Source organism: Nocardioides iriomotensis (genome assembly GCF_004168035.1).
In the GTDB taxonomy this organism is placed as follows: Bacteria; Actinomycetota; Actinomycetes; order Propionibacteriales; family Nocardioidaceae; genus Nocardioides_B; species Nocardioides_B iriomotensis.
Genome location: NZ_SDPU01000021.1, coordinates 155491 through 170835, shown reverse-complemented (window position 1 = coordinate 170835; position 15345 = coordinate 155491). Strand labels below are relative to the sequence as shown.

The window sequence follows — 15345 nt, the reverse complement described above, 5'->3', positions numbered from 1 at the left end:
CCGACCTTAGGCCGTGCCCCGGCGCCGCGGCACGGGTCAGCGCAGGCCGTTGGCGGCCGTCCGCGCGGGCTTCCTCCCCGAGCGCAGCCAGGCGTCGAAGAACCGGCCGAGCCGCTCCCCCGACACCTCCTCGGCGAGCCGCTCCAGGCCGCCGACCCGGGCGGTGCCGTCGCCGTTGCGCTGCACCCAGGTGCGCAGCAGCCGGGCGAAGTCGTCGTCACCGATCCGGTGCCGCAGCGCCTGCACCGCCATGCCGCCGCGCTCGTAGACCGCGAACCCGAACAGGTGGTCCTTGCCGGGGTCGGCGAGGTCGGGGTCCCAGACCGGGTCGTCGGCGGCGTACCCCCGGTAGCGGCCGAGCAGCGCCTTCTGCGCGGACTGCCCGCCGTGCGCCTCGGCGTAGCGCCACTCGAACCAGGTCGCGAAGCCCTCGTTGAGCCAGATGTCGCGCCACCGGTCGACCGAGACGTAGTCGCCGACCCACTGGTGGGCGAGCTCGTGCACGACCGTGTCGCGGCCGTAGCGGCCGTTGCCGAGGAAGGGGTACGTCGGGCGGCCCTGGTTCTCCAGCGCGAACCCGGCGAACAGCGACGTCGTGACGCCGCCGGTGGAGCTGAACGGGTAGGGGCCGAGCTGGGTCTCCAGCCAGCGCACGATGCCCGGCGACCGGCGCATCAGCTTCATCGCCTTGGCGCGGTTGGTCTCCTCGAGGCCCGTCGACACGGCGTTGAAGTAGGGCAGCCCCTGGGCGACGCCGCTCTCGATCTGGAACCGTCCGGCGGCGAAGAACGCGAGGTAGGTCGCCATCGGGTCGGGCACGTGCCAGCGCCAGGTGTCCCAGCCGCCGGCCGAGGTGGTGCCGCCGAAGTCGCCGTTGCTGATCGCCTGCTGGCCGGCCGGGACGGTGACGGCGATGTCGAAGGTCGCCTTGTCGCGGGGGTGGTCGTTGGACGGGAACCACCACGCGGCGATGTGCGGCTCGTTGGTCGCCATCACCTCGGTCGGGCTGCTGATCCACGGGTTCACGCCGCCGCGGTAGACGTCGTCGGGCACGCCGGCGTAGGTGACGGTGGTCGTGAACGTGCCGCCCTGCGGGATCGGCCGGCTCGGCGTGACGACGAGCTCGTGGCCCTTCTGCGAGAAGCGCACCGGGGTGCCGTCCACGGTGACGGTGGCGGCCGGGAGGGCGAGGTCGAGGTTGAACCGCGACAGCCCCTGGGTCGCCCGGCTGGTCACCGTCGTCGTCCCGTCGAGGCGACCCGACGACAGGGTGTACCGCACGCCGATGTCGTAGTGGTGCACGTCGTAGCCGCCGTTGCCGGCCTTGGCGAAGTACGGGTCGCCGATGCCCGGTGCGCCCGGTGCCGTGCGGGCCTCGGCCGCGCCGACGACGCTCGGGACGGCGAGCAGGCCGGCGGCCGCGACGAGCGCGGTCAGCCGGCGGCCGCGGGCGGCGAGGGACACGGAACCTCCGAGACGGTGGGACTGCTTGGCCGGCCCAGCCTAGGGCGCGTGGAGGACCCCCGTGGCCGGTCGCAATAAACGGTTGCGAAGCGTGACCTGCGTCCTCCACCCTGGTCCGACGAGACCGGTGGGCCCGCCGCGAGGCGACGGCCCGGAGTGAGAGGGGTGACCATGCGCGTCCTTGTCGTTCGCGTGCCCGCGACCCCCTCGATCAACTCTCACTCCAGGAGCCACCACCGCGATGTCCTCGCGTCACACCTCGCGCGCCTCTGAGCGCGCCCTCGCCGAGCTCACCGGCACTCGTGAGCAACGACCCACCGACCTGCCCTGGCCGGACCTCGAGCCGGTCGACCTCGCCGAGGTCGACGAGCGCTTCGTCTTCGACTTCCGGTCGTACGACGACCCGGGCGACGACCAGCGCTGGTCCACGTGGCACAGCGTCGAGCCGCTGTGCCGGGGACCCGAGCCACGCCCCGACTGGCTCGTCACGTCCCAGGCCGCGGTCGACACCGAGCTCGGCGTCCTCAAGACCGGCAAGGAGGCCGACGTGTTCCTCGTCGAGCGCGCCGTGCCCGACGACCCGTCGCAGGCGGTCGTGATGGCCGCGAAGCGCTACCGCGACGAGGACCACCGGTCCTTCCACCGCAGCAGCACCTACACCGAGGGCCGCCGGACCCGGAACTCCCGCGACGCCCGCGCGCTCGCGAAGCGCACCGCCCACGGCCGCGCCGTCGCCGCCGGGCAGTGGGCGTGGGCGGAGTGGGAGGCGCTCAAGCGGTTCTGGGAGGCCGGGGTGCCGGTGCCCTACCCGGTGCAGATCGACGGGACCGAGATCCTCATGGAGCTCGTCCAGGTCGACGGCCAGGCCGCGCCCCGGCTCGCGCAGACCCGTCCCGGCCCCGAGCTGCTCCGGTCGTACTTCGAGCAGCTGCGCGACGCCATGGCGGCGTTGGCGCGGCACGGGGTCGCGCACGGCGACCTCTCGCCGTACAACGTGCTCGCGGCGGGTGAGCGGCTGGTCGTCATCGACCTGCCGCAGGCCGTCGACATCGTCGCCAACCCGCAGGGCATGGACTTCCTGCTGCGCGACTGCGCCAACGTCTGCAGCTGGTTCCGCTCCCGCGGGCTCGACCCGGAGGTCGCCGACGAGCACACGTTGTACGGCGAGCTGCTGGCGTCGGCGTTCTAGGGCCGGGCTCTAGTCTGCGGAGATGAGCCGGACACCACCACGCGTCGGGGACACCGCCGAGATGTCGCGGACGATCACCGACGACGACATCGCCCTGTTCAGCCGGATCAGCGGGGACTTCAACCCGCTGCACTACGACGAGGAGGCGGCCCGGGCGTCGCGCTTCGGCGAGATCGTCGTGCAGGGCGGGATCACCAGCGCGATCCTCAACGCGGTCGTCGCGGAGAAGCTGCCCGGGCCCGGCACGGTGTTCCTCAACGTCACGTGGGACTTCAAGGCGCCCGGCCGGCCCGGCGACACGATCACCGGCCGGGTCGAGGTCACGGCCGCACGCGAGGACAAGCCCATCACCGAGCTGCGCACGACGGTGCACCGCGACGACGGCACGCTGCTGCTGGAGGGCACCGCGGTCTGCTGGACGATGGACCTGGCCTGACGATCAGGCCCGGCGACGGGCCAGCAGCGTCGCGTCCTCGATCTCCATCGTGACTCCGTCGCGGGTCGCGGTGCGCGGGCGCTCCTCCGCGACGACCACCTCGAAGTCGTCGGGCAGTCCGGGCAGCAGCTCCGCGGCGACCCACATCGCCCGGCGGTGGCTCTCCGACAGCTGGGTGAAGACCTCCGACGGCGCGTGCCCGACGAGCAGCAGGTGCCCGCCCGGCGCGACGGCCGCGGCGAGCCGGCGCCCCACGTCGACCATGCCGGCGTCCGGCGGGTGCAGGAAGTGCGAGGTCACCAGGTCGAACTGGCGCCCGTCGGGCGCGAAGCTGCGCGCGTCCACCTGCCACCAGTCGCACCGGTCGCCCACCCCCGCGGCCTCGGCGTGCCCGGCCGCGCGGGCGAGCCCGTTGGCCGAGAAGTCCGCGCCGGTCACGGTCCAGCCCTGCTGGGCCAGCCAGATCACGTCGCCGCCCTCGCCGCAGCCGACGTCGAGGGCGGTGCCCGGCGTCAGCGCCGCCGCCTCCGCGACGAGCTGCGGGTTGGGACGGCCGCTCCAGACCGTCTCGGCGCCGGAGTAGCGCTCGTCCCAGGCGTCGGGCTCGAACATCTCGGTGTGCCCGGACTGCTGCGGCTGGTGCTCGTGCCGGGGCTGGTGGTCGTGCTCGCTCATGTCACCAGGGTGCGGCACCCGCGACCGACGTGACAAACCGTGTTGCTGCTTCGGCAAACCGGCACGCACACCCTAGGCTGGCCGTCGTGCCCGACCGCCGTCCCGCCACCCGCGAGATCGAGACGCTGGAGGAGCTGGACCGGCTGGTCGCCGCCGGCGCCACCTCGATGCGGCACTGGCGGCTGCAGTCGCTGGACCTGCGCGGCCGGAGCGACACGCTGCGCCGGCTCGACGCGCGGGGCGCGCTGCTGCTGGGGTGCCGGCTGCTGCCCGACGACGAGGAGCACCTGCGCCGGCAGGGCGCGCTGCTCTTCCCCCGGGTCCCGCACGTGCCCGTCGACCCCTACCGCGCCGCGCTGTACTCCCCCACCGACCTGTACCGCGACCTCGAGCAGGGGTACGACGCGACGCTCGACGCACGCGCCTACGCGTGGTCGCGCGCCTCCGACGACATCGCCGACCACCTCGCCCAGTCGCTGCACGACCATGCGATCGACGACGCCCTCGCCGAGTACGTCCGGGGGCGGCGCATCGTCGGCGTGATGGGTGGTCACGCTGTCGAGCGCGACTCGGCCGGCTACGCGGAGGCCGCCCGCCTCGGGCGCGACCTGGCGCGGTCGGGACTGACCGTCGCGACGGGCGGCGGTCCCGGCGCGATGGAGGCGGCGAACCTGGGCGCCTACCTCGGCGGCCCCGAGGACGGTGCGCTCGACGAGGCGCTGACCATGCTGGCGGACGCGCCTTCCTACCGCGCGGCGACGACGGCGTGGGCGCGGGCGGCGTTCGCCGTACGCGAGCGGTGGTCGGGAACCGAGTCGCTCGGCGTGCCGACGTGGTTCTACGGCCACGAGCCGCCGAACGCGATGGCGACGCACGTGGCGAAGTACTTCAAGAACGCCATCCGCGAGGACGTCCTGCTGCACCTGTGCGACGCCGGGATCGTCTTCCTGCCGGGGAGCGCGGGCACCGTGCAGGAGGTGTTCCAGGATGCGTGCGAGAACTACTACGCCCCCGACGCCGACGTCGCCCCGATGGTGCTGGTCGGCGTCGACCACTGGACCCGCGAGCTGCCGGCGTGGCCGTTGCTGGAGGCGCTGGCGGCCGACCGGACGATGGCCGCACGCGTGCACCTCGTCGACGACGTCTCCGACGTGGTCGGGCTGCTCGGTCCCGGCTGACCGGGCTCAGAGGGCCAGCGACTTCGCGGGCACGTGCGTCTTGGCCTCGATGTCCCAGGCCGCCCGGCTGAGCAGCTGGTGGGCCAGGTCCGAGAGCGCGCGGGCCGCGGCGAGCTCGTCGCCGATCAGCGGCTCCGAGTCGTCCCGCGGGTTGCGCCGGCTCATGCCCCGGCCGCGGACCTCCAGCTTGTTGTCGAGCTCGAGCACGGCGTCGACGTGCGTGTCGTCACCGTCCTCGTGGATCGCGATGGTGACGTTCCAGGTCTTGTCCTTCATGCGCCGGCTCCTCCGGTGAGGGTGGGTGCGACGCAGCCTCCGGGGGTGTCCTCAGTCTGCTCCCGGGACGCCGCGACCGGAACCCCGGATCACTCGTGGGCGGCCAGCTGCCCGCAGGCGCCGTCGATCTCGCTGCCGCGGGTGTCGCGCACGGTGGTCGGGACGCCCTTGGCCTCCAGCCGGCGCACGAACTCCCGCTCGTCCTCGCGGCGCGACGCGGTCCACTTCGAGCCGGGGGTGGGGTTGAGCGGGATCAGGTTGACGTGCACCCAGCCCCAGTCGCCGTACGACGTGAGCACGTCGCCGAGCAGGTCGGCCCGCCAGGCCTGGTCGTTGATGTCGCGCATCATGGCGTACTCGATCGACACGCGGCGCTTGGTCGTGCGGGCGTACTCCCAGGCCGCCTCGACAGCCTCGTGCACCGACCAGCGGGTGTTGATCGGGACCAGCTCGTTGCGCAGCTCGTCGTCGGGCGCGTGCAGCGACAGCGCCAGCGTGACCGGGATGCCCTCCTGCGCGAGCTGGTTGATCCGCGGCACCAGCCCGACGGTGGAGACGGTGATGCCGCGCGCGGACATGCCGAGCCCGTCGGGTGCCTTGTCGGTGAGCCGGCGGACCGCACCGATCACGGCCTTGTAGTTGGCCATCGGCTCGCCCATGCCCATGAACACCACGTTGTTGACGCGGCCCGGGCCGCCGGGCACCTCGCCCCGCGCGAGCGAGCGGGCGCCCGCGACGACCTGCTCGACGATCTCGGCGGTCGACATGTTGCGCTGGAGGCCGCCCTGGCCGGTGGCGCAGAACGGGCAGGCCATCCCGCAGCCGGCCTGTGACGAGACGCACATCGTGGTGCGGTCGGGGTAGCGCATCAGCACCGACTCGACGAGCGCCCCGTCGAAGAGCTTCCAGAGCGTCTTGCGCGTCGTGCCCTTGTCGGCCTCGAGCGTGCGCAGCGGGGTCATCAGGTGCGGCAGCAGCCCGGCGACGAGCTGCTCGCGGTCCGCGGCCGGCAGGTCGGTCATCTGGTCCGGGTCGTCGACCAGGCGGGAGAAGTAGTGCGTGGCGAGCTGCCGCGCCCGGAACCCGGGCAGCCCGAGACCGGCCACCAGCTCCTTGCGCTCGGCGGCGGAGAGGTCGGCGAGGTGGCGCGGGGGCTTCTTGCGGCCGCGCGGCTCGTCGAAGACGAGGGGAAGGGTCTTCACAGGCTCCGATGACTCCGTCATACGGTGCCCAGTCTCCCATCCGCGGGGCCCACCGGCCGAATCGAGCGCCTCCACGAGGACCGCGACGCGACGTGACGGGACCCACGTTCGCCTCCGGGGCGGGTCGGCTCAGTCCTCGTCGTCGCCCCGGTCGCCCTGGTCGCCCTGGTCGCCCTGGTCGCCCTCGTCGCCCTGGTCGCCCTCGTCGCCCTCGTCGCCCTGGTCGCCCTCGTCGCCCTCGTCGCCCTGGTCGCCCTCGTCGCCCTCGTCGCCCTCGTCGCCCTGGTCGCCCTGGTCGGCGTGGCCCTCGTGGTCGTCGTCGGCGTGGTCCTCGTCCTCGCCCTGGTCGTCGGCGTCCTCGCCCTGGTCGTCGGCGTCCTCGCCCTGGTCGTCGGCGTCCTCGCCCTGGTCGTCGGCGTCCTCGTGCTCCGGCGCGTCGGCCTCGTCGGCCTCGTCCTCCGCGTCGGCCTCGTCGACGTCCGGCTCCTCGACCTCGTCCACCTCACCCTGGTCGTCGGCGTCCTCACCCTGGTCGTCGGCGTCCTCGACCGCGGGCTCCTCGACGTCGTCCTGCTCGTCGTCCTGCTCGTCGAACGACGTCGCGGGCGCCACCGGAGCGGGCTGGTCGGCGGTCAGGGCGCCCGCGGCGTAGGCGCCACCCGTCGTGACGAGGGCGACGGCCGCCGCGGCCGCGACGATCTTCGGAACCGAGAGCTTGCGCACGAGCACACCTTCCATCGGGGAGTGGGCAGCTGCCGCACCGGCCAGCAGCTGGAGGAACGCCGGGTCGGGCGCCGGGGTCGGCACCTCGGCGCGCAGCGCGTCGGAGACGTCGCGGCGGCTCGGCTGGTTCCTCACGCCTGCTTCATGTCGCGAGCGTCCGATCGCGTTACATTCGCCCCGTCCTGTCCCGGATCCGAGGGGCTGCCGTGGTTGCCCATCCCCCCGCAGGCGTCGTCGAGCGGGCACGTGCCGGCGACGCCGAGGCGTGGCGGCTGCTGTACGACGCCTACGCCGGCCGCCTCCTGGTGTGGTTGCACACGCTCGGCACCGGGGACGTCGCGGCCGCCGCCGAAGACGTCGCCGCGGAGGTCTGGCTGACCGCCGCGCGCCGGATCGGGTCGTTCCGGGGGGACGAGCAGGCGTTCGCCGGATGGCTCTTCGGCATCGGGCGCCACCACGTCGCCAACGTGCGCCGCCGGTCGAGGCGGCGGGCCACCACACCGAGCGACGCACCCAGCGTGGACGAGTCCTGGGGCGTGGTGGACGACGTCGCCCTCACCGTCGTGGCGCGCGACGACGTCGCCCGGCTGCTCGCACTGCTGCCACCGCGCGAAGCCGAGGTGGTGGCGGCGATCGACGTGGCCGGGCTGGACGCGGCGACGACCGCCGCCGCGCTCGGCATCAGCCCGACCGCCGTACGCGTCGCGCGGCATCGGGCGCTCGGCCGCCTGCGCACGCACCTCGCCGACGGCTGAGCGTCAGTCCAGGAGCCCGTCCCGCAGCGCGCCGGGGAGGTACGGCGCGAGCGGCAGCCGAGGGATGAGCGTGGCCTGGAACGCGTGGTACACGTCCGGCTTGCCGTTCCACGTCACGCCGCTCAGCCGGTTGTCGCGGTCCAGCTCGTGGCGCCACGAGCCGTGGCCCCGGTCGATGAAGTAGGTCGCGGCGTGGTCCCACCAGGTGGCGTACCACTGCGCGTACGACCGGTCGCCGGTGGCCTCGTGCAGCGCGGCGGCGGTCGCCGTGGCCTCCGCCACCACCCAGTGCATCCGCTCGTGCACGACCGGGTGGCCCTCCCAGTCGACGGTGTAGACGAAGCCGTCGCGGCCGTCGACGGCCCAGCCCTCGGCCACCGAGGCGTCGAACAGCGCCTTGGCGTCGTCGAGCAGCCACGCCGGCGCGTCCGCGCCGAGCTCGGCCCGCAGGTGGAGCGCGAGCCGGGCCCACTCGAGCCAGTGGCCGATCGTGGCGCCGTACGGCCGGAACGGGTGGGCCGGCTCCGCGATGTTGTAGTCGAGGATCGGCGTCCAGGACGGGTCGAAGTGCTCCGGCAGCCGCCAGTGGTGGGCGGGCCCGAGCGTGTGCACGACCCGCTCGACGACGCGCAGCGCCTTGTCCAGCAGGCTCCGTTCGCCGGTCGCCCCCGCCGCCGCGAGCAGCGCCTCGACGGTGTGCATGTTGGCGTTGACGCCGCGGTAGTCGTCGACCTTCTGGAACGGCTCGTCCCACTCCTCGACGACCATGCCGTGCTCGTCGTCCCAGAACCGGCCCAGGTGCACCTGGAGGGCCTCCTCGAGCAGGCCGCGCGCACCGGGCCGGCCGGCGCAGGTGGCCGAGGCGGTGGCCAGCACGACGAACGCGTGCTCGTACGCCGTCTTGGCCCGGGTGGCCGGGATGCCCTGCACGTCGACCGTGGCGTACCAGCCGCCGTGGTCGTGGTCGTGGAACCGTCCGGCCAGCGCGGCCAGACCGTGGTCGACCAGGGGCGCGCAGCCCGGCCGGCCGAGCATGTGGCCCAGCGCGAACACGTGGGTCATCCGGCACGAGATCCACAGCTCGACGGGACGGTCGAGGTCGGGTCGCCCGGCCCCGTCGAGCCACGCGAACCCGCCGGCCGGGTGCCGGGAGTAGCGCGCGAAGTCGAGCAGCCGGTCGCCCTCGGCCTCCAGCCAGCGGTGGTGCGGGCCCGGCCCGAACCAGGTCTCGGCGCCGGTGGTGGGCGTGCTCATCGGCCGGCCAGGTCGGAGTAGCGGTCGCCGACGCGGTACGTCGCGACGCCGAGCGTCGAGTCGGACTGGCCGTAGTAGGCGAACCACGTGTCCTTGAAGTGCACGAGGCCCTCGACGAAGGTCACGTTGGACACCAGGCCGTGGGTGTCCTCGTGGGTGGTGGGCTCGAGCCAGGGCCGGTTCATCTGCGCCAGGATCCGGGTGGGGTCGGCGGGGTCGAACAGCAGCTGGCCGCAGGTGTAGCGGACCGTGCCGTCGTCGTTCTTCACCGCGGCGTTGTGCAGCAGCAGGATCAGCCCGTTGTTCGTGACGATCGGCTGCGGCCCGACCTCGACGAGGAACTCCCCGAACGTGCCGGGTCCGGTGGGCACCATCAGCGGCTCGTCGTTGGAGCAGGGCTTCCAGTGGATGAGGTCGTCGGACCAGGCGTACCAGATCGAACCCTCGCCGAAGTACATCAGGTAGCGGCCGTCGATCGGCACCGGCAGGATGCCCCCGGCCTTGCTCCACGGGGCGTCCTGCCCGTTGCCCTGCGGCAGGAAGGTGTTGAAGTCCGGGAACATCGGCCCGTGCTTCTCCCACGTGACCAGGTCGGTGGAGGTGGCCAGGCAGAGCAGCGCACTGGTGCGGTCCCAGCCGGTGTAGGTCAGGTAGTAGGTGCCGTCGACCTCGGTGACCCGCGGGTCCTCGCAGCCGAACCGGTCGTAGTCCTCGCTCGGCGACAGCACCGGCTCCGGGCGTCGCTCGAAGTGGATGCCGTCGTCACTGGTGGCGTAGCCGACGTGCGACACGATGTCGTCGGCGTGCGCCCGGTAGAGCAGGACGACCTGGCCGTCCTTGACGATCGCGGCCGGGTTGTAGACGCTGCCGGACTCCCAGCCGTCCCCCTGCGGGGACATGATCGGGTTCTGCTCGTAGGGGCGGAACGGCCCCAGCGGGAACTCGGCGTGGGCGTGCTGGTGGGCGGACATGTGCTTCCTCGTTCTCGTCTCGGTGTTCAGGTCAGCGGCGCACGGTCGCGAAGCCGCCCGCGGGGACGGCGACCGCGACGGTGCGGGCGGTGGTGGTCGTGCCGGCGAGTCGGCGACCGGCGCCGTCGTACGTCGTGACGGTGGCACGTCCGTCGCCGGGCACGCTCACCGTCGTGCGGGCCGTCCGGTCGGACGACGTGCGCAGCAGCGCGGTGCCGTGCGCGTCCTGGTCGAGCACGAGCCGGGACACGGCGGGCTCGACGATGACGGCGTCGAGCGCGACGTGGCCGCCGCGCGCGGTCAGCGTGACGGACCCGGCGTCGCGCGGCAGTGCGTCGAGGCCGTCAAGCGGGAGCAGCAGGGCCGGGGCGGGCGAGTCGCCCCGCTCCCCCACGTCGCCGGCCTCGACGGAGCCGAGCGTGCGGTCTCCGGCGGTGACGACCAGCCGGCCGGAGCCGGGTCGCTGGTTGACGACAGGGAGGACGAGTCCGCCGTCGTGCCGAGGCAGGTCGACCCGGACGGAGCCGCCCGCGGGGACGTCGACGTAGCCGGTGCCGCCGTACTGCGACTCGCCGGTCCACAGCGAGTCGGGCGCGACGGCCGACGCGCCGCCGGCCAGGCGGCCGGTCTCGGCCTCGACCGCGGTGCTGCCGACCCGCTCGGCGAGCGTGCCGGCACGCACCTGCTGGGCCACGGCGGGGTGGTCGTCGAGCGCGAGCATCGAGAGCAGGCCGTGGATGGTCGACTCGGCGCCCGAGTTGTGGTTGACGGTGCCGTCGTTGTTGATGCCGTCGAACGTACGCCCGGTGGCGGGGTCGTACATCCGCACGCCGGCGGGGTTGGCCCCGAAGTACCAGCTGCCGACCACGCCGGCGAGGTCGGTCGCGGCGTCGCGGGTGCCCGGGCGGGCGGCAGCCGTGGCGAGCAGGGACTGCAGCCGCGAGTCGGCGCCGTAGGCGATCTGGGAGCGGTCGATCCGGCCGGGAAGCCGACCGTTGTCGTGGCCGCCAGAGGTCAGCAGCCACGGGTCGAAGGTGAACGAGTCACGCACGGCCGGTCCCGCGACGCCGGCCCGGGCGAGCGCGGCCGGCATCTGCGCGCCCCAGCCGTGCCAGAGCGACCGGGACAGCGCCCAGGGGCGCACGGCGCCGAACGGCCAGGCGGTCGCGCTGCCGCCCGCGAGGTCGGCGATGCCCTCGGCCAGCCGGTCCATGACGGTGCCGGCCCGGGCCGACCCACCCGCCTGCTGGTAGGCGGCGAGGCCGAGGACGGCCTCGGCGCTGGCGTCGCCGCCGTCGGCGACCAGCCACGCCGGCGCCTGCGCGCCGTCGATGTCGAGGTGCTCGCCGTACCGGTCGAGGACCTGGCGGTCGACGGCGTCGACCGCCAGCTCGAGCCGGTCGCGCAGGAACGCGGCGAACGCCGGGTCCTCGTCCGCGAAGGCGGCGTAGCCCTCGCCGAGCGCCCAGATGGTGCGGGCGAGCCAGTAGGACGCGTCGCTGTCGGACGGGTCGGGCAGCTCGACCGGCTCGGCGCTCGGGTTGAGCGTGCCGTCGGGCTGCATCCAGAGCAAAACGTTGCCGGCGTTCGGGCCGGTGGCGGTCTGGAGGTAGGTGACGCCGCGGAGCATCTGGTACGCCGCGTCGCGGCTCGTCGCGTCGCCGGTCTGCTGCCAGTGCCGGAGGTACACGACGGCGGCGCGGGTCATGTCGTCGGCGTTGAAGGCGCCCTGGCCCCAGGTGTCGGTCGCGGCGTCGTACCGGCCGCCGCCGACGTGCTTGTAGGTCCCGTCGGCGTTCGGCTCGGCGTAGGTCCACAGCGTGCCGACCGACGGCTCCTCGGCCAGCCGGTAGGTGGTGTGACCCTCCTGCGCGGGCGGGGTGACCTCGACCGACAGCCAGTCGAGGTGGTCGAGGTTCGTGAGCGGGGCCGCGGCCTGCTGCTGGTCGGCGACGGTGGCCGCGCCGGCGCCCACGGGCACGAGCGTGCCGGAGAGGCCGACGACGGCCGCCGCGGCCGCGGCCGCGCCGAGCCGCCGGAGATGGCGGGGTGGTGCGTGCATGGTGTTCTCCCGAGAGTGGTGACGGAGGCGCGGGTCAGCCCTTGACGCCGGATCCGAGGTCGGAGCTGGTGAAGTGCCTCTGGAAGGCGACGAACAGCACGACGGCGGGGGCGGCGAGCACCACCGCGCCGGCCAGGATCGCGCCGTACGGGTTGTCCGCCCGGCCGGCGATGTTGCTGATGTAGTTGGCCAGCGACACCGCGAGGGGCTGCATGTCGGCCTCCTTGGTCACCAGGAACGGCCAGAGGAACTCGTTCCACGGGCCGATGAAGGTGATCAGCGCCGCGGTCAGCACGGCCGGGCGCACCAGGGGCAGCGCGACCGACCAGAGGATCCGCAGCTCGCTCGCCCCGTCGAGCCGGGCCGCGGCGAACAGGTCCTCCGGCAGCTGCAGGAAGAACTGCCGGAACATGAACACCGCGGTCGAGTTGATCGCGAACGGCAGGATCATCCCGAGGTAGGAGTCGGCCAGGCCGTAGCCGCGCACGACCATCACGTACAGCGGGATCACGAGAAGCTGGAACGGGATGATCTGCACGAGCAGCATCACCGCGAACAGCATGCCCTGGCCGCGGAAGTGCAGCCGGGCCAGCGCGTAGCCGGCCAGCAGCCCGAACACCAGCGTGAACAGCAGCACGCCGGTCGTGAAGATGCCGGAGTTGGCCAGCGACTGCAGCAGGTGCACGCGGTCGTTGATCGCGGCGTAGTTGTCGAGGGTGTAGCCGCCGGTGGGCAGCACGCCCTTGAGCGACGTGTCCGGCTCGGGCTGCAGCGACCCGCGCAGCATGTAGTAGAAGGGGAAGACGAAGAGGAGCGCGCCCGCGTAGAGCAGGACGGTCCTGGGCCAGCTGCGGGTCATGTCAGTCCCTCTCCAGGATCTTCTTGTTGACCAGGGAGATCATCAGCACGCCGATCACCAGCACCACGCCGATCGCGGCGGCGAGGTCGGGGCTGCCCTGCTCGATGCCCTTCTGGTACATCACGAGCACAGGTGAGGCCGACGCCCCGTTGGGGCCACCGCCGTTGGTGAGCAGGTAGGGCTCGGTGAACAGGTTGGCGCCGGTGATCGTCGCGAGGATGACCACGAGCGTGGTCGCCGGGCGCACCCCTGGCACGGTCACGTGCCAGAACTGCCGGATCCGGCTCGCGCCGTCGGAGGACGCGGACTCGTAGAGCTCCCTGGGCACGTTCTGCAGCGCCGCGAGGTAGAGCAGCACCGAGAACCCGAGCTGCTTCCAGGTCACGAAGACCGCGATGAGCGGCATCGCCAGCCCCTTGTTCACCAGCCACGAGGGGTCGGGCGCGAGCCCGCCGAGCAGCTGGTTGACGAAGCCGCCCTGGCTGAACAGGAACAGCCAGACCGCGACCAGCGCGACGCTCGCGGTCACGTACGGCACGTAGTAGGCGACCCGCAGGAAGCTCCTGCCCCGCACCGCCGCGTTGAGCGCGGAGGCGAGCACGAGCGCCAGCACGACGGTCAGCGGCACGTTGATGAGCAGGAACTCCACGACGTTGCCGAACGCCTGCTGGACGTCGGGGTCGCCGAGGACGGTCTTGTAGTTGTCGAGACCGACGAACGGGCGCTCCACCTCGGCGCCGGGTGCGGCGAAGAAGTAGTCGTGGAAGCTGATCCACACCGCGAGCCCGAGCGGGTAGGCGAACACGACCGCGAGGAACGCGGCGTACGGCGCCGCGAACGCCAGGCCCAGCGGCTGGCGACCGAGGAGGGTCGCCAGCCGCCGGCGCGGCGCCGGGGGCGGTTCGTCCGGGGTGAGGGTCGCGGAGCCGCGTGGCTCGGCGACCGGGACGGTGGTCACGACCGCTCCGTCAGGACTGGCCGGCGAGCTCGGTGGCCTTCTCGGCGGCGCCGGACAGCGCGTCGTCGACGGAGGACTCACCGAAGATCACGGCCGAGGAGTACTGGTCGCGGAACGTCTGCCAGATCTCGATGGAGTTCGGCACGTTCGGCACCTCGACGGTGCGCGAGGCCTGGTCGGCGAACGTGGCGTACTCCGGCTTCTCCTTGAAGTAGTCGGGGTAGGCCTCCGCCAGGTCGGCGCGCAGCGGCATCTGGCCGGTCATCTCCAGCAGCTGGCCGTCCTGCTCCTCGCTGGTCGCGAACTTCAGTACCTCCCACGCCGTGCCGCGGTTCTCGCACGCGGAGTAGAGGCCGATGTTCTTGGCGTCGGAGAACGTGTAGGTCTCCTCGGCGCTGGTGCCCGACGAGGTCGGCACCGGCGCGGCGCCCCAGTCGACCGAGTCGCCGTAGACCGAGATCGCCCACGGGCCGACGATCGCCATCGCCGCCTTCTCGTCGGCGAAGGAGTCGCCGTTGTAGGCCTCCTTCTGCGCGAGGCCCTCGTCGTACATGGTCGCCCAGAAGTCGGCGACGGCCTTGCCCTGCTCGGAGTCGAACGTCGCCTGGCCGTCCTCGACGAGCTGGCTGCCTCCGGTCTCGGCGGCGTACAGCGGGTAGAAGTCGAACCAGGACTGGAAGAACTCGCTCGTCGGCGCGGGCCAGATCGCGGCCTGGGCAGCGCCGCTGTCGACGACCTTGCGGGAGGTGTCGAGGAACTCGTCGTACGTCGCGAGCGGCGGGTTCTCGGGGTCGACGCCCGCCTTCTTCATCAGGTCCTTGTTGTAGAAGATCATCACCGGGTTGGACTTCCAGGGGATCTGGTAGAACTTCCCGTCCTCGGACTTGTACTGCTCCGCGACGTCACCGCTGCGGGACTCGATGTAGTCGGTGCCGCCCTCGAAGTCGTCGAGCGCGACGAGCCCGCCCTGCTTCTGGAACTGCGGCACGGCCGCGGGCGAGGTGTTGAAGACCAGGCACGGGGCGTTGCCGGCGGTGATCGCGGCGGCGATGACCTCCTCGGAGGTCTTGCCGGCGGGGATCTCCTGGGCGGTGACCTCCTCGTCGGGATGGTCGGCGTTCCACTTCTTGACCATGGCCTTGCCCCAGGCGACCTCCTCGGGGTTGTTCGACAGCCAGATCTTGATGGGTCCGGTGGACTCGGTCGCCCCGGAGTCTCCCGAGTCACTGCCGCAGGCGGCGGCGGTCATCCCGAGAGAGAGGGCGACCAGGGAGGTGCAGATCTTCCTGGTCAACATGTGAGGTGCTCCGTTCTTGGACTGGTCTGAGATCGGTGCTGGTGGT

At 72.7% G+C, this 15345-nt stretch carries 15 protein-coding genes; 4 read left to right on the top strand and 11 right to left on the bottom strand.

Annotated features, from left to right (window positions below; translation table 11 throughout):
- Positions 1 to 36: 36 nt before the first annotated feature.
- Positions 37 to 1464: a M1 family metallopeptidase gene (locus ETU37_RS10190; protein WP_129987182.1), complete on the bottom strand. Its 1428-nt coding sequence runs from the start codon at positions 1462 to 1464 to the stop codon at positions 37 to 39.
- Positions 1465 to 1705: 241 nt separating this feature from the next.
- Here ETU37_RS10190 and ETU37_RS10185 point away from each other — a divergent pair, with 241 nt between their 5' ends.
- Together ETU37_RS10185 and ETU37_RS10180 are read left to right on the top strand one after the other, a co-directional pair.
- Positions 1706 to 2653: a serine protein kinase RIO gene (locus ETU37_RS10185; protein ID WP_129987180.1), complete on the top strand. Its 948-nt coding sequence runs from the start codon at positions 1706 to 1708 to the stop codon at positions 2651 to 2653.
- A gap of 22 nt (positions 2654 to 2675) precedes the next feature.
- Positions 2676 to 3089: a MaoC family dehydratase gene (locus tag ETU37_RS10180; RefSeq protein WP_129987178.1), complete on the top strand. Its 414-nt coding sequence runs from the start codon at positions 2676 to 2678 to the stop codon at positions 3087 to 3089.
- 3 nt (positions 3090 to 3092) lie between these two features.
- Here the strand turns inward: ETU37_RS10180 and ETU37_RS10175 are convergent, their stop codons facing one another.
- Positions 3093 to 3764, bottom strand: a complete 672-nt coding sequence (locus tag ETU37_RS10175) for a class I SAM-dependent methyltransferase (protein ID WP_129987176.1) — start codon at positions 3762 to 3764, stop codon at positions 3093 to 3095.
- 86 nt (positions 3765 to 3850) lie between these two features.
- On the opposite strand from ETU37_RS10175, the gene ETU37_RS10170 reads away from it, so the two are divergent.
- The gene (locus ETU37_RS10170; protein WP_240755658.1) at positions 3851 to 4942 is read left to right on the top strand and encodes an LOG family protein; all 1092 of its coding nucleotides are present in this window, start codon (positions 3851 to 3853) and stop codon (positions 4940 to 4942) included.
- 6 nt (positions 4943 to 4948) lie between these two features.
- Here the strand turns inward: ETU37_RS10170 and ETU37_RS10165 are convergent, their stop codons facing one another.
- The 3 genes from ETU37_RS10165 to ETU37_RS23645 all read right to left on the bottom strand — a co-directional run bounded on the left by ETU37_RS10165 (position 4949) and on the right by ETU37_RS23645 (position 7278).
- The gene (locus ETU37_RS10165; protein ID WP_129987174.1) at positions 4949 to 5218 is read right to left on the bottom strand and encodes a DUF1876 domain-containing protein; all 270 of its coding nucleotides are present in this window, start codon (positions 5216 to 5218) and stop codon (positions 4949 to 4951) included.
- A gap of 89 nt (positions 5219 to 5307) precedes the next feature.
- A complete protein-coding gene (gene rlmN / locus ETU37_RS10160; RefSeq protein ID WP_129987172.1) occupies positions 5308 to 6441 on the bottom strand; it encodes a dual-specificity RNA methyltransferase RlmN in 1134 nt (377 codons plus the stop codon).
- Between the two features lie 108 nt (positions 6442 to 6549).
- A complete protein-coding gene (locus ETU37_RS23645; RefSeq protein WP_129987170.1) occupies positions 6550 to 7278 on the bottom strand; it encodes a hypothetical protein in 729 nt (242 codons plus the stop codon).
- A gap of 71 nt (positions 7279 to 7349) precedes the next feature.
- Here ETU37_RS23645 and ETU37_RS10150 point away from each other — a divergent pair, with 71 nt between their 5' ends.
- Positions 7350 to 7898, top strand: a complete 549-nt coding sequence (locus ETU37_RS10150; RefSeq protein ID WP_165372478.1) for an RNA polymerase sigma factor — start codon at positions 7350 to 7352, stop codon at positions 7896 to 7898.
- Between the two features lie 3 nt (positions 7899 to 7901).
- On the opposite strand, the gene ETU37_RS10145 is transcribed toward ETU37_RS10150, so the two are convergent.
- The 6 genes from ETU37_RS10145 to ETU37_RS10120 are packed head-to-tail and all read right to left on the bottom strand — an operon-like array spanning position 7902 to position 15299.
- On the bottom strand, positions 7902 to 9152 hold the full coding sequence (locus ETU37_RS10145) for an AGE family epimerase/isomerase (RefSeq protein WP_129987166.1): 1251 nt from the start codon (positions 9150 to 9152) through the stop codon (positions 7902 to 7904).
- A complete protein-coding gene (locus tag ETU37_RS10140; protein WP_129987164.1) occupies positions 9149 to 10123 on the bottom strand; it encodes a glycoside hydrolase family 130 protein in 975 nt (324 codons plus the stop codon). Before ETU37_RS10140 ends, ETU37_RS10145 begins: the two co-directional genes overlap by 4 nt.
- A gap of 31 nt (positions 10124 to 10154) precedes the next feature.
- The gene (locus tag ETU37_RS10135; RefSeq protein ID WP_129987162.1) at positions 10155 to 12185 is read right to left on the bottom strand and encodes a hypothetical protein; all 2031 of its coding nucleotides are present in this window, start codon (positions 12183 to 12185) and stop codon (positions 10155 to 10157) included.
- 34 nt (positions 12186 to 12219) lie between these two features.
- Positions 12220 to 13044 carry a carbohydrate ABC transporter permease gene (locus ETU37_RS10130; protein ID WP_129987160.1) on the bottom strand — a complete coding sequence of 275 codons (825 nt, stop codon included), beginning with the start codon at positions 13042 to 13044 and terminating at the stop codon, positions 12220 to 12222.
- A gap of 1 nt (position 13045) precedes the next feature.
- Entirely contained in the window at positions 13046 to 14002 is a 957-nt protein-coding gene (locus tag ETU37_RS10125) for a carbohydrate ABC transporter permease (RefSeq protein WP_129987158.1), read from the bottom strand.
- A 10-nt stretch (positions 14003 to 14012) separates the two neighbouring features.
- Entirely contained in the window at positions 14013 to 15299 is a 1287-nt protein-coding gene (locus tag ETU37_RS10120) for an extracellular solute-binding protein (protein WP_129987156.1), read from the bottom strand.
- Positions 15300 to 15345 lie beyond the last annotated feature (46 nt).